The sequence below is a fragment of the Martinezella sp. CNPSo 3795 genome, from assembly GCF_057784475.1.
Map to the genome: position 1 here is coordinate 225,473 of NZ_JBXSOQ010000007.1, position 14,953 is coordinate 240,425.

At 59.6% G+C, this 14,953-nt stretch carries 10 protein-coding genes; 1 reads left to right on the top strand and 9 read right to left on the bottom strand.

Annotated features, from left to right (window positions below; translation table 11 throughout):
* Window positions 1-16: 16 nt before the first annotated feature.
* The 5 genes from AC13QY_RS20565 to AC13QY_RS20585 all read right to left on the bottom strand — a co-directional run bounded on the left by AC13QY_RS20565 (window position 17) and on the right by AC13QY_RS20585 (window position 6,552).
* The gene (locus tag AC13QY_RS20565; RefSeq protein ID WP_488493901.1) at window positions 17-1,657 is read right to left on the bottom strand and encodes an ABC transporter substrate-binding protein; all 1,641 of its coding nucleotides are present in this window, start codon (window positions 1,655-1,657) and stop codon (window positions 17-19) included.
* A 48-nt stretch (window positions 1,658-1,705) separates the two neighbouring features.
* Window positions 1,706-2,764, bottom strand: coding sequence for a dipeptidase (locus tag AC13QY_RS20570; RefSeq protein WP_069611507.1), 1,059 nt, complete (start codon window positions 2,762-2,764; stop codon window positions 1,706-1,708).
* Window positions 2,765-2,951: 187 nt separating this feature from the next.
* Entirely contained in the window at window positions 2,952-3,977 is a 1,026-nt protein-coding gene (locus AC13QY_RS20575) for an ABC transporter permease (RefSeq protein ID WP_095433172.1), read from the bottom strand.
* A gap of 32 nt (window positions 3,978-4,009) precedes the next feature.
* Complete coding sequence (locus tag AC13QY_RS20580; RefSeq protein WP_113352746.1) at window positions 4,010-5,551, bottom strand: sugar ABC transporter ATP-binding protein; 1,542 nt, start codon at window positions 5,549-5,551, stop codon at window positions 4,010-4,012.
* Between the two features lie 74 nt (window positions 5,552-5,625).
* Complete coding sequence (locus AC13QY_RS20585; RefSeq protein WP_113396414.1) at window positions 5,626-6,552, bottom strand: sugar ABC transporter substrate-binding protein; 927 nt, start codon at window positions 6,550-6,552, stop codon at window positions 5,626-5,628.
* 374 nt (window positions 6,553-6,926) lie between these two features.
* On the opposite strand from AC13QY_RS20585, the gene AC13QY_RS20590 reads away from it, so the two are divergent.
* Complete coding sequence (locus AC13QY_RS20590; protein WP_113396415.1) at window positions 6,927-7,433, top strand: DUF1993 domain-containing protein; 507 nt, start codon at window positions 6,927-6,929, stop codon at window positions 7,431-7,433.
* 6 nt (window positions 7,434-7,439) lie between these two features.
* On the opposite strand, the gene AC13QY_RS20595 is transcribed toward AC13QY_RS20590, so the two are convergent.
* The 4 genes from AC13QY_RS20595 to traA form a co-directional block, all read right to left on the bottom strand.
* A complete protein-coding gene (locus AC13QY_RS20595) occupies window positions 7,440-9,008 on the bottom strand; it encodes an alkaline phosphatase family protein (RefSeq protein ID WP_113352749.1) in 1,569 nt (522 codons plus the stop codon).
* Complete coding sequence (gene galE, locus AC13QY_RS20600) at window positions 8,986-9,969, bottom strand: UDP-glucose 4-epimerase GalE (RefSeq protein ID WP_069611643.1); 984 nt, start codon at window positions 9,967-9,969, stop codon at window positions 8,986-8,988. Before galE ends, AC13QY_RS20595 begins: the two co-directional genes overlap by 23 nt.
* Window positions 9,970-10,120: 151 nt before the next feature.
* Window positions 10,121-10,804 (bottom strand): YoaK family protein, encoded by a 684-nt coding sequence (locus AC13QY_RS20605; protein WP_113331396.1) that lies wholly within the window; start codon window positions 10,802-10,804, stop codon window positions 10,121-10,123.
* A gap of 154 nt (window positions 10,805-10,958) precedes the next feature.
* A complete protein-coding gene (gene traA / locus AC13QY_RS20610) occupies window positions 10,959-14,843 on the bottom strand; it encodes a Ti-type conjugative transfer relaxase TraA (RefSeq protein ID WP_488493911.1) in 3,885 nt (1,294 codons plus the stop codon).
* Window positions 14,844-14,953: the final 110 nt, after the last annotated feature.

Sequence of the window (14,953 nt, forward strand, 5' to 3'; positions counted from 1 at the left end):
TAGTCCTGCCGGATCATCACTTGGAGATCGGCCAGACGAAGTTGTTGTCGAAGCTCGGACCAAGCTTGAAGTCCTTCACGTCCTTGCGATAGCCGGCGACTTCCGTCTGCTGATAGAGGATGATGAAGGGGCTTGCTTCCAGGAATTTCTTCTGGATGTCCTGATACATTGCGCCGCGCTTGGTAGCATCGCCCTCGAAGAGCGCCGCCTTGGCCTGCTTCTCCAGTTCGGGAGCGGTCCAGGTGTTGCGCCACACGAGCGTCTTGTTGCTGCTGGTATCGGAATTGTCGTCGTTGGTGGTGAAGGTATCGGCGTTGGAATGGGGATCCCAATAGTCCGGGCCCCAGTTGCCGAAGTAGATATCGTGATTACGGGCACGATATTTCGTCAGCTTCTGCTTGCCGTCGCCCGGGATGATTTCCACCTTGATGCCGGCCTGGCCGAGCGTCTGCTGGATGGCGGTCGCGATACCCGTATCCGGCTCGATGCTGCGCACGTCCATGGTGATCGAGAAGCCATTGGGCAGGCCTGCCTTGGCCAGCAATTCCTTGGCCTTGGCGACGTCGAGCTTGAACGGATTCTCATCCAGCGAGCCGAGCATGCCCTTCGGTTCGAACGTCTGGTGGATCTCGCCGATGCCCTTGATCAGCGTCTTGCCGATGGCATCGTAATCAACCAGATATTTGAACGCCTGCTGCACTTCTGGCTTGGCCAGATTGGCGTTCTTCTGGTTGAGGCTCATGTAGTAGATGGTGCCCTTCGGCGCACTGGTCGAAGCAAGCTGCGGGTTCTTCTCGACGGCCTCGAGATCGGTCGGCGACAGGTTGCGGGCGATATCGATATCGCCGTTCTCCAGCGCCAGGCGCTGTGCCGAGCTTTCCTTCATGAAGCGATAGATGACGCGGTTCAGCTTCGTCTTTTCGCCATAATAGTTGTCGTTGCGCTCCAGCACGACGGCCTCGTTGGCGCGCCATTCACGCAGCTTAAACGGGCCGGAACCGGCAAAGCCGGTCTTCAGCCAGCTGTTGCCGAAGTCGTTGTCGTACTTATAGTCGGCGGTCGGTGTTGCCGGCTTCACATGCTGCAGGACCAGTTTCTTGTCGACCACTTCGGCGACGGTCGCCGTCAGGCAGTTCAACACGAAGCTCGGCGCATAGGGCTTGTCGACGGTGAAGGTGAAGGTGTTCGCATCGGTTGCCTTAGCCTTCTCCGTTACGTTGTCGCTGGTCAGGCCGAATTGGGTAAGAATGAAGGCCGGGCTCTTGTTGAGCTTGACGACGCGCTCGAAGGACCATGCAACGTCTTCGGCGGTGATCGGATTGCCGGACGCAAACTTCAGGCCGGGCTTCAGCTTGAACGTATAGGTCAGGTGATCGTCGGAGACCGACCAGCTCTCTGCAAGGTCACCCTTGATCTTGGACGTATCGTTAATGTCGAGACGGACGAGCAGGCTATAGGTGTTGCCGGTGATTTCGGCAGCCGACAGCTCATAGGCTTCGGCCGGATCCATGCTGAGAATATCGTCGAAAGCAAAACCCTCGACCAGCGTGTCCTTGGGCGTGGCGGCATATGCATTCGGCGCCGCCATCAGCAGAAGCGAGAGAGCCGCGCCGGCAGACAGTGCGCGCAAACCGCGGTTCATCTTGGTCATCATCATTGTTTTCATTCCCCTCTTAACAAACTTTACGCAATATCGGCACGCACTTCACCGGCTACCTTCCTTCCAGGCGGACGCCAGGACCCGAAGCCAGTTCTCCCTGCACAGCTTTACAAGATCGGCCTCACCATAACCAGCGTTGCGAAGGGCTTCAATCAGCTTCTGGTTGCCTGCCGCATCGGCAATTTCAGCCGGAATCGTCGCACCGTCGAAGTCCGATCCGAGGCCGACGCAATCGATGCCGAGACGCCCGACGAGATGATCGACATGCCGAACCATCGCCTCGATCGGCGTGTCGGCATCCGAGCGCGCGTCGTCGCGCAGCATCGCGGTCGCATAGTTGAGGCCGACGATGCCGCGGCTCTCCTTGATGGCGTCGAGCTGCTTGTCGGTGAGGTTGCGCGCGACCGGCGTCAGCGCATGCGCATTGGAGTGGCTTGCAACCAGCGGCTGGTCCGATGTCTTCGCCACATCCCAGAAACCCTTTTCGGTTATATGGGCGAGATCGACGAGGATGCCGAGCTGGTTGCAGGCGCGCACCAGCGCGAAACCAGCCTCGGTGAGGCCAGGTCCGGTATCCGGCGAACTCGGATAGGCGAAAGGCACGCCATGGGCGAAGACATTGTTGCGGCTCCAGACGGGGCCGAGCGAGCGCAGACCGGCGGCATAGAAGGTTTCGAGCGCGACGAGATCGGCATCGATCGCCTCGCAGCCTTCCATGTGCATAACAGCAGCGAAAATGCCTTTCTCCATGCAGTCGCGGATGTCGGCCGTGGACCGGCAGAGCTTCCAGGCGCCGGCGCGGTCGAGTCTCAGCGCGATCGCGGCCATGTCCAGCGCGATGTCGAGAGAGGGCGCGCGCTCCAGCGGAGCCGCCAAAGGCGTGGCATAATGGCCATTGCTATCAGGATCGGCGAAAACGAGATCGCCCGAGGGAATATAGATGGCGCACAGCCCCCCGGCCAAACCGCCGGCCTTGGCCCGCGGAGCATCGATGTGACCGCTCGACGTCCCGTCCCGGAATTCGGCGATCGGGTCGGCGCCGTCGCGCGCGTGATGCCAGAGCCTCAGGAGAACGTCGTTATGACCATCGAATACGGCTTGCATTGTCTATCCCGGATGAAGCGCTCGAGTGAGCGAATGGAAAGCGGCCAGAATAGAAAAGCTGACAGGATTCGCCATACCCAAATGAAAAAAATTTGCATTTGCATGGAATGGCATCGTCAAATGGAAAAGGCGGGGTAAAAACCCCGCCTTGAGAGCATGTTAGAACGCTGACGATGTGTCGGGCATTTCAGCGCTTGGCCCGCTTCTTCTGGCGGTAGACGTCGATGGCAACAGCCGCGACGATGATGAAGCCCTTGGCGATTTCCTGGTAATAGGCATCGACATTGAGGAAGGTGAAGCCGGAGATCATGACACCGAGGATAACGGTGCCGATCACCGTGCCGGCGATGCGACCGACGCCGCCGGTCAGTGACGTACCGCCGATGACGGCCGCCGCGATCGCGTCCAGCTCGTAGTTCACACCCATGCCGGCCTGCGCCGTCTGCACGCGGGCGGCCGTGATGATGCCGGCAAGGCCGGCCAGAAGCCCGGCAATCGCATAGACCTTGACCAGATGCGCCTCGACATTGATGCCCGATACGCGCGCGGCCTGCACATTGGCGCCGATCGCATAGGTGAACTTGCCATAGCGCGTGTAGCGCAGCACGACATGGAAGAGGACCGCGATGATGAGGAAGACGACGACCGGCCAAATTCCCGACCCGATGAAATTGAACTGGTCGGTCAGGCCTGAGATCGGCTGGCCCTTGGTATAAAGCTTCGACAGGCCGCGGGCCGAAACCATCATGCCGAGCGTCGCGATGAAGGGCGGGATCTTCGTTTTCGTGATCAGCTGACCGTTGATGTAGCCGGCAAGCAGGCCGATCAGCAGGCCGATGCCGATCGGCACGAAGAAGGGCATGTCGGTCAGTGCGGGATAGACGGCCCTTGCCCATGTCGATGACTGGGCAAAGCTTGCGGCGACCATGGCCGTCAGGCCGACGACCGAGCCGGACGAGAGGTCGATACCGCCTGTGATGATGACCTGCGTCACGCCGACCGAGATGATGCCGATGACCGAGACCTGCAGGATCATGATCTTCAGGCGCTGCAGGTTCATCAGGAAGCTCTGGCCGACGAAGATCCAGCCGAGGATCTCGCACAGGAGCGCGATGCCGATCAGCACCAGGAAGATGCCGAGTTCGGGCGGCACGCGGCGACGTCTTGGCCGTGTGACCGCCGGGGCGGTCGCCTCTGCAACTTTGCTAACCATGGTTCAATCCTCCCTTGCGATGATTGGCGGCGTCACTGCGCGGCCAGCTCCATCACCTTCACTTGAGTTGCGTCCGCACGATCCAGGAATCCCGTGACCCGTCCTTCATGCATGACCATGATGCGGTCGCTCATGCCAAGCACCTCGGGCATTTCCGACGAGATCATGATGACGGCGACGCCGTTGCGCGCCATCTCGGTAACGAGACGATGGATCTCGGCCTTGGCGCCGACATCGATGCCACGCGTCGGCTCGTCCAGGATCAGAATGCGGGGATTGGTGAGCATCCACCGGCCGATCAGGGCCTTCTGCTGATTGCCGCCCGATAGATTTTCGATGCGCTCGTCGAGGTTCGGCGTCTTGACGCGCAGCTTGCGTGCCATCTCCTCGCAGGCCTCTTCGATCGCGCCCTCCTGCACGAAGCCGCCGCGCACGAACTTGTCGTGCAGCACGGCCACCTGCATGTTCTCGAGTACGCTCAAGATGAGAAGACAGCCCGTATCCTTGCGGTCCTCGGTCAGGAAGGCCATGCCGTGGCGGATTGCCGCCGCCGGCGAGGAAATCTCGGCCTTCTTGCCAAAAAGCTCGATCGTGCCGGACGTAGCAGGCGTCACGCCGAAGATGGTCTCGGCAACATTCGACCGACCCGATCCGACAAGCCCGGCCACGCCGAGGATCTCGCCGGCCCTCACATCGAAGGACACATTAGAGAAGACGCCGTCGAGGCTCAAATCCTTGACCGACAGCACGGTCTCGCCGATTGGCACTTCCTCCTTCGGGAACATCTGCGTGATCTCGCGGCCGACCATCATGCGGATGATGTCGTCGCGCGTCACATCGGTGGAGGCATGCGTGCCGATATATTTGCCGTCGCGGAACACCGAAAACTCGTCGGCGATCTCGAACAGCTCGTTCATCTTGTGGGTGATGTAGACGATGCCGATGCCCTGGGCGCGCAGGTCGCGGATAATCTGGAATAGATGCGCCACCTCGCGCTCGGTGAGCGCCGAGGTCGGCTCATCCATGATCAGCACGTCGGAATTATAGGAGACCGCCTTGGCGATTTCGACCATCTGGCGGCTTGCGACAGAAAGCTCGCGCACCTGGATTTCAGGATCGATGGAAATATTGAGGCGCTGGAAGAGCTCCTCGGTCTTGCGGCTCATCTCCGCATGATCGACGAGGCCAAAACGGTTCTTGGGCTCGCGGCGGATCCATATATTCTCCGAAACCGTCATGAATGGCATCAGGTTCAATTCCTGATGAATCATGGCGATGCCGTTTTCCAGTGCGTCAAGCGGTGACTTCAGCCGGATTTCGACGCCCTTGAGGCGTACCTCGCCCTGATCGGGGATATAGATGCCGGCAAGGATCTTCATCAGCGTCGACTTGCCCGCGCCGTTTTCGCCCATCAGCGCATGCACCGTTCCACGCTTCAGGCGGAAGGAAACGTCATCGAGGGCGAGCACGCCGGGAAATTCCTTGCGGATGCCTTCGGCGCTCAACAGATAGGCGGCATTGGGGACAACGCCGCTGGCGCGCACCGCCGCCATGGTGGATGGGCTCACAACCATTTTTCCCTCCCGGGCAGATCGGATTTCAAAGGATACGGGCTTTTTAAGCCCGTATCCGTCGATCACTCTCGTCCTCAGTTCTTCTTGACGAAGTCCTTGACGTTAGCCGGCGTGACGAGCTGGAAGGGGATATAGACCTTCTTCTCGACCTTATCGCCCTTGGCAAGCTTGAGTGCGGCATCGACTGCACCCTTGCCCTGGCCGGCGGCATCCTGGAACACGGTGACCTTCAGGTCGCCAGCCTGCATGGCGGCAAGCGCGTCCTGCGTGGCGTCGACGCCCGCAACGACGATCTTGTCCAGCGACTTGCCGGAAGCTTTTAGTGCCTGGATAGCGCCGATCGCCATTTCATCATTGTTGGAGATGACGGCATCGAATTCGATGCCGCTGGAGAGCCAGTTGGTCATCAGGTCGGCACCCTGGGTGCGCTGCCAGTTGGCGGTCTGCTCCTGAACGATCTTAATGCCCTTGCACTCGTCGGTCGCCACGACATCATGGACGTCCTTGGTGCGCATGCGGGCAGCCTGGTTGGAAAGCTCGCCCATCATGATGACGGCCTTGCCCTTCCCGCCCAGCAGCCGGCAGACTTCCTTGGCTTCCAGCGTACCGGATTCCTGCTCGTTCGAGGCGACGAAAGCCTGCTTATCCGGAAGGCTGTCGACGTTTGCCGGCTCGCGGTTGACGTAGACGAGCGGGATCTTTGCGTCGGCGGCGAGCTTGGAAATCGCAGCCGTCGCGTCGGTATCGACCGGGTTCACGATGATGGCATCGACCTTACTGGCGATGAAGTTCTGGATCTGGCTCTGCTGCTTGGCGATGTCGTTCTGGGCGTCTTCGACCTGCAGGGTCACGCCCTTGTCCTTGGCGTAGTCCTGCATGCCGTTGCGCAGAACGGTCAGGAAGTTGTCGTCGAAGAGCGCCATCGAAACGCCGATGGTTTGGGCGTGGGCAGCGGTTGACAGCAGAAGAGCCATCGCGGAGCCAAGGATAAATTTCTTCATGTTTTCCTCCCAGATAAGGTGCCCGGCCACACCCCTCCAAAATGCCGGAGCCCCCAGTTTCGACTGCGGGGCCTCTAGTCAATTCAGCCGCCACTCCCATGGCGACCACATCGAAAAACGGAACAAACAAACCGTAAAATTCTCTATCCGGAATATTCATTCCATTTTTCAAGGGAAAGGTCAACAGCAAATTCTAGTCCCCGAAACGGGACCTCACGACGACGAGTTTTCTCGTGTCCGCTGGTGCAAGAATAGGCGGTCAAAACCTACATATGAGCGCCGATACCGTGGAACGATTATTCCATCGACATGGAAACGGAATAGAATGTCGGCAAACCCACCAGCCGCGCCGCGGCCCGCAATGGAGAAAACGCATGCCCTCGATGTACAGTTTCTCAGTCCCCATCTTTCAACGCGGCCTGCAAAACCTTTCGGCCTATCTCGACAAGATCGAAGCCTATGCCACGGAGAAAGGCATTGCGGCGGAGGAACTCGTTTCCGCGCGCCTGATCGACGACATGCTGCCGCTCTCCGGCCAGTACCAGCGCGCCTCGGATACGGCGAAGCTCACCATTTCCCGTCTCGCCGGGATCGATGCGCCGCGTTTCGAAGATAACGAGACGACCGTCGCAGACTTGCGGGAGCGTCTGAAGAAGACGCAGGATTTTTTGGCGACGATCACGCCGGCCACCATGGAAGGCAGCGAAACCCGGGAAGTGACGATCACGCCGGGAGGCAACAAGATCACCTTCAAGGGCGAAGATTACCTGGCGAAATTCGCGCTGCCGAACTTCTTCTTCCACGTCACCACGGCGCACGACATCCTGCGCAGCCGCGGCCTGGCGGTGGGCAAGATGAATTATCTCGGCGCACTCGGCTAAGACGATTCAGGGCCGGAGCGAGACCGGCCCTTTTTCCGTCAGTTCCGTATAGGCGAGCGTCTGGTCGAGATGCTCCGCCCGTAGGCAGAGCAGCTTTTCGGCATAGGCGAGCCTGATCGCCATATAGGCGCCGTCTTCGGCGACATTGGACAGCTCGGCCGGATCCTTCGCCAAATCGAAGAGCAGCGGCGGCAGCCCGGCGCAATGGACATATTTGAAGCGCTCGTCGCGAACGACAGCCAGATTGCAGGCGTTGGACCGCAAGCCGAAATGCTGCTCGGGGACACCCTCGGCAATATCGCGGAAATCGAACTCCCAGAAAGCCGCGTCGCGCCAGTTTTCCGGCTCGGAACCGGAAAGGAACGGCAGCAGGCTTTCGCCATCGACATGATTTGCCGGGGCGATGCCAAGCCGGTCGCACAGGCTCGGGAAAATATCCGCAGCACTGGTGAAATGCTCCACCTGCCGGCCGTGCGTGGCAAGCTGGCCGGGATTGCGAATAACGAGCGGCACATGATAGCTGCCGTCGAAGAAACCGCCCTTGCCGAGCATCCAGTGGTCGCCCATCATCTCGGCATGATCTGATGTGAAGACGATGATGGTATCGTCCCAGGCGCCGGCATCCTTCAATGCCTGCCAGATCCGGCCGAGCTGCGCGTCGACCTCGGCAATCATGCCGTAATAGATCGCGCGGATCGTCGCAAAGTCTTGTGACGTCCAGTCGCTGATGGAGCCTTTGCCGCCATAGATGAAGCCGCTCTTGCCGATCAGCGGTAGGCCAAAGGCGAGCAGCGGATGCGCTGCCATTTCCGTCTCGCGATCGGCGGCGCGCGCAAAGGCCGGGCCGTCGGCGGCCGAAAACATACGGTTATAAGGCTCCGGCACCGAGAAAGGCGGATGCGGCCTTAGGAAGGAAACATGCGCGAACCAGGGCTGATCCTGTTCGCCGAGCCAGCGGATGAATTCGCCCGCCAGAAAGGCCGTCTGCGTCTCCTCCTTGGAGTAGGCGGGTGCGTTGCTGGAAATCTCGCCGGCTCCGGCGCCGACGGGAATATGGATATCCCGGCTGACGGCATCGGCATGGCCGCGCGACCGCAGCCAGGAAAGCCATTGTTTCTCGTGCTCGGGCAAAAGCTGCCGCGGCGTGAAGCCGGGCAGTACGCCCTCATAGGTGGTCAGATGCGGATCGTGGGGATCGCGGCTGCGCGGATCGGGTGCCGTGTCGGTATAGCCGAACAGCGTCGGGTCATAGCCGGCCCGCCGCGCCGCGAGCGCGACATTGTCGAAACGGCCATCCAGCGGCGAACCATTGCGGCAAACACGATGGTTCATCTGGTAAAGACCGGTATAGAGCGTCGCGCGCGCCGGCGAACAGGGGGCCGTTCCGGCATAGTGCCGCCGGAAGAGCACGCCTTCCCGCGCGAGCGCATCGACATTCGGCGTCTTCACGCATTGATGCCCGACGGCGGAGAGGCAATCTCCCCGCCACTGGTCGGCTGAAATCAGCAGGACATTCGGGCGTTTGCCCTCAACACCAGCGACAGAACGCCGTTTAGTGCTGGTTGGATTTGGCATGCCAATTCCAAGCGGATTGGATGATCTCGGTCAGGTCATATTGCGGCGACCAGCCAAGAATATCGCGAGCCTTGTCGTTATTCGCGACAAGCGTCGTCGAATCGCCCTCGCGGCGGCCGACATACTCGACCGGAAACGGCCGGTTCGACACGGTCTCGATCGTTCCGAGCAATTCCTTCACCGTCGTACCGGTGCCGGTGCCGAGGTTGAGCGCGACGGAATCGCCGCCATCAAGCAAATATTGCACGGCTCGCACATGAGCGTCTGCGAGGTCTAACACATGGATGTAATCGCGCACGCAGGTGCCGTCGCGCGTGTCATAGTCGCTGCCGAAGACCTTGAAGCCCTGACGGCGACCAAGGGCGGCATCGATGGCGAGCGGGATCGCATGGGTTTCCGGCGTATGCCATTCGCCGATGCGCCCCTCGAAATCGGCGCCGGCAGCATTGAAATAGCGCAGAACCACGGAGCGCAGCCCCTTGTATTGGTCATAATCCGCCAGCGCCTGCTCGACGATATATTTCGTGCGGCCATAAGGATTGATCGGCACCTGCTGATGGCTCTCGTCCAGCGGCACGCTCTGCGGCAGACCGTATGTTGCGCAGGTCGAGGAGAAGACGAAAGCCTTCACACCGGCCGCCTGCGCTGCGGACAGCAGCGTCAGCGTGCCGATGACATTGTTTTCGTAGAAGGCGACGGGATCCTTGACCGACTCGCCGACCTCGATCAGTGCGGCGAAATGCAGGATAGCGGCAGGCTTGTGCTTGGCCAGCACCTCGTCGAGGCGCGCCCGATCGCGGATATCGCCTTCCTCGGCCGGACCCCATTTGACGAATTCGCGATGCCCATTGGAGAAATTGTCGTAGACGACGGGTTTGAACCCCTTATTCGCCAGATCCAGACAAGTGTGCGAACCGATATATCCGGCTCCGCCGACCACAAGCACCGTTTCTCCTGCCATGACCATCCCTTCTTAACTCACAAGGATTTGCCGCCTCGAACGCGGCGGACCGGTTCGATCCGACGCGTACACTTAGAGAGCTGTAGCCGACTTGCAAGGCGGGAGAAAGGAGCAAGATTGGTAGTCTCAAGAATGGACGTAGGCGAAAAAGCTAAGCCGGCTTCACCTCCGCCTTACCGCTATGCATGAGAATTCCCGCAAGCGCCAGAACCGGCGGCAGCAGGAAACAAGCCATGCCGACGATCAGGAAAAGCGCCGCCGCCAGCGCGCAGCCGAAGGCAAAGCCGCCGACGGCCGCTCCCATGCGGCGAAGCCGCGCCTGCATCGCCGCCTTTTCTTCTGGCTTGGCACCATGGAGCAGATCGGCGATGTCGATCATGATCTGCGTCGTCGTGCCCGTCATCATGGTCGTCGGTGGTGTCGAGCCGAGGTGAATGCGATGCGCCGTCGTCTGGATGGCCATGGCCGCGACAAGGGTCATGCCCGTCAGAAGCGGCTGCCAGCCGTCTCCATCGCCAAACGGACCGAAGCGCAAAGCGAGGATCGCCGCGAACGCTAATAGCAGCAATTTCAGCGAGAGGATGATCTGCAGCGTCGGCAGATTGCGCCGCGAGAGATCGCCGCCAAGGAGACGGGCGAGAATGACGACGACGCAGAAAACCGGCAACGCCAGAAGCTTGGCGAGAGCGCCCGACGTTCCAAGCGCCAGGGAAGCGCCGAGCGTGACGAAATTGCCCGTGACATGCGCCGTGAACAGGCCATGCAGGGCAAGAAACCCCGCGGTATCGACATAGCCGCCATTGATGCTCAGAAGGGTGGGCAGGCTCGGCTTCATTGCTTTCTCGCTCGCTTCGATCGTCTCCGACCTTATCGCGCCGAATGACCTCCGATGTCGAGACGTTTGCGCGCTGGAGAAGCGAAACATCGCCGTGCGGCGCCGGTCGGTCCGGATATAAGCCTATCGTTCCCTCTAAAATCTCCGGATGCTCTCAGCGATCAACGCCACGGGCATGGTTGATCGTTCGAAGTTGGCGCTCGGCGATAATCTCTTCTGCCCTATCTGTAGCGACGACACGTTGGACCATGCGCAATTGGCCCAGGATGGCCTTGAAGTCCGTCTGCTGAGACTTTGAGACCATGTTGGCAGCATCAGCTTCATTGCGCAAAATGACACCGGGTCCGAAGCGAGCATCAAGTGCCTTGCTAACGAGAGAAAATTCCTGACGGACATCTGCCGACAACGACCGGACCAATCGTGCCAGTTCGCGCGGCTTCTTCTCCGTCTCGGACGAAATGTGTCGCAGCGCTGTCTGAGCGGTTCTCGTCAACGCCGGAATAGGTATTGCCATCCGTTCCCGCTCTATCATGACCGCCGCTTTTTCGTCCTCAAAAGCGCTCAAGTAAAATCGCCCCAGAGAGCGTACATTAGCACCAACTGCTTCAACCGCCCGCAGAGCTTCCCTACGCTCGCGGCCACCAGCGAGCAGCCTATCCAACGTTCTGCCGCTACCGCGCAAAGGGCCATAGGCAGTTGGCTCTGTGGCGACGGCACGTGCAATACGCTCAGGGTCGATCTGCTTATGCACCAGATCTTCGATCATCGCCACAGCGGCTGCGGGATCGCGCCAGATCACGGACCCAGTCGCGGTGAGTGCTGCTCTCGCCTGTTTGTAATGCTCAGTCTCGATTACGCGTGTTCGGGCCTCCTCGTCGAGGCTTACATTGAATTTCGTGACCGCCGGCAACATCGCAGGAGATGCGAGTTGGGCGAGACGCGCCTCTTCTGCAAACGATGGGCTAAGGGAGTTCACTGCGGGTAATAGATCGGAAGCATCCGCCCCCGGAACGGGCAAGGCGTCTCTGTCGTGTGTTGAGTGAATAAAAGCATTCCCCCCTGAAGTTGCGACTGGCACCTCCAGGGGCACGTTCGCCCGTCGCCAGAGCCGCGCCACATGATCACTTTTTGCCGTGAGCCAATTGGATAGGCGCTCCACCTGTAACTCGACGGCGTAACCATACTCCGCGATAGTGTCGATGCCGCGCCGCCGTGCGAAATCGAAAGCTACGGATTGATAAGACGGCTCGTTTTCGAAATCGAGCGTCGTCGTCTTTTCGCCGGGGCGCGACAGCCGTTCAATCAATTGCGCAAAGAGCGTCGGCGGGCGGTGTTCGGCGTCAATTTGCTCCATCCGAGCCTCGGCCTTATCAATTGAATATGCCGTCCAAATATTGCGGCCGACAATGCGATCCTCGAAATGCCTCGCCCCCGTTTCCTCATCAACAACGGGCATTTTAACGGTAACTTTTTCAGTCCCCTCCTTGCGCATGGTCACTATATCCCCGACCCCGACGCCGGCCGTCTCAAGCGCCTTGGGCAGATTGACGCCCCAAAGGCGATGCGTGGTTCCATCGGTCGTTCTGACGTCGACATAAGGAGAAGGACCAGAGTCGTCCCGCTTGCGAAACTTCGCAAGTCCGATTTCAACAACCTCGCCGGTGATGCCAGTGGCATGCTCGACGCGTGTCGTCTTGGCCCGTTCGAACTTTGGCTGAAAATCTTCCCTTGCCGCATAAAGATCGACACGCTCGCAATGACGCGTCATGGCAACATATGTCAGGTGTCGGTCCATCATGCCTGTTGCCAGCACGAAAGCGCGGTTGAAGGTCGATCCTTGAGTCTTGTGAATCGTTGCAGCGTAGCCATGGTCGACGTTGCGATAAGTCTCCTCGGAGAACATGACATCCCGACCACTGTCCAACCGAACCAAAAGCAATGGTACCCCGCCTCGACCCGCTGTCGATATGACCGTTCCAAACATGCCGTTCTTGACGTGCTGAACAGTTAAGTGAGGGGCTTTGGGTTCGACGAACCGTGCATTTTCGAGGAAGATGATCCGGTCTCCCTCGCTAAACTCACGTATGCCGCGCTCTGTACGAAACGACCTACCCTCCCCAAGCGCATCCTGTTGCAACAGGATCGCACGGATCGCGTCGTTGAGGCGTCTCACATCGCTGTTGGTGTGGGCCAGAACCATCAACTCGTCGCCACGCAACTTACGACCTTCGACCTGCGCCTTGGCAATGACCTCAAGGCGAGCGCTGGCCCAGTCGGAGACGATGCGTTGAACCGCATCATTGCGCGTGTCACTTTCAAGGAGATGGCCATGGGCGCTATAGGCCTTCAAGGCTTCCTCAACATTTCCACGGGCAAACAGACGGGACGCCTCTCGCGCCCATTCGTGCCGCTGGCGGCGAACGCCGACCAATTCGGCAAAGCCGATCCGCTCGATGATGGCACGGAAGGAAGCCCCCGCCTGGATCGGCTGAAGTTGCATTGCGTCGCCAACAAGAACTGCTTTCGCGCCCGCATCCTCGACGCGTTTGAGAAGACCCGCCATCTGTTGCGACGATACCATGCCAGCTTCGTCTAGAACCAACACGTCGCCCTTCTGCAGCAGGTCATAGTCGTTTTTCCAGGCAAGCTCCCAAGCGGCAATTGTACGCGAACGGATCCCGGAACTGCTATTCAATGCCTCCACCGCCTTACCGGCGAGCGCCGCTCCGAGGACGCGCCTGCCGTCTCGCTCCCAGGCAATACGTGCCACGCTCAGCAATGTCGATTTGCCAGCGCCCGCAATACCGACGACTGCGGCAATGCCGCTATCAGCTGTGACATGCCGAACCGCATCGAGCTGCTCAGGGTCAAGGCGAATGGCCTTGTCGGGCGCCGCCTCAATCTCAACAATCGCAGCATCAACTTGGGAAGGTGATACCGCAAAGCCACCGATGTTCGAGAGATTGAATGCCGACCGCGCCATGTGGAATTCGGTTCTGATCGTCGCGCGCGTCGTGAAGACTGCCGGCAGCTCGACCGCACCAGTTTCCGCACTCACCTTCTGCGGCCGCAGCATTACCAATTCCTCAGACGCCATCAGTTTCGCGCGGATATTGGCAAAGACGATTGGATCATCAACATGGCGGTGCAGGGCGCGGGCAATCTCGGTTTCATCGAAGGTCGAGCGCTCATTGCTGAGTTGCCTAAGCAGTAGCCCGGGGTCGGCAGTGAGGCGTTCCGCCGTCTCGTAACGCTGTGCCAATGCCGCCGGCGCGAAATAGACATTGGCACCTTTGCGTAGAAGCGCCGTACGGGCAGGACCGATATGGCGCCGCCCCATTCCCCGCAATCCCTGCTCCTCGTAGGAGCGGCCGTCTATGCGGATATCGTGACCGGCAAGTGCCAGATGGCGCGTTAGCGTTTGAGCCCAGGCAAGCTTCCACTCCTCCATCGTTTCCTTGTTGCCTGCCCACGGACGGTAAATGATTGTTCCTTTCGGCCTATCTGGGCTTTTGAGGCGCAGAGGCTCGCCGGTGTCGTCGACGATAGCGATCTGCTTCGGCCCAAACCCTTCCGCGGTCAGCGGACGCAGTGTGGTCATAACGTGGACGTGCGGATTTCCCTTCTTATCGTGATAGACCCAGTCTGCAACCATTCCGCACGACAGGAGGTTCTCGCGAACGAAATCGCGCACCAGCGCAATATTCTCCGTCCTGCTGAGCTCGTTTGGAAGGGCAAGGATGATCTCGCGCGCAAGCCGTGCATCGCACCGGGTCTCGAAACGATCGACAACATTCCAGAGCGCTTCACTGGCGCCGGCAACCGATCGTCCGTCGATCAAAACTCGCAACCATGCCGGCGTATCATCAGGAAGAGCGAGTTCCTCGTATATGAGTTCGGCCGCGCCTGCGGAGTAGCGGAACTTGGTCCCCACCTGCTCATCCGTCATCTTGGTACGATGGCGATAGGCAGCAGCCGAGACAACGCTCTGTCCCGCTCCGCGGCTGATCATTTTCGCTCTCAAAAACATAATAGCCAAATTTGACTCTTCCTTTTCCAGCACATCGGTACCGCATAGATATCGAGAGACCTGGCGAAAAGGCCCATAATAGGCCGGTTTTCTAGGATGAATTCCACTTTCCTATATTA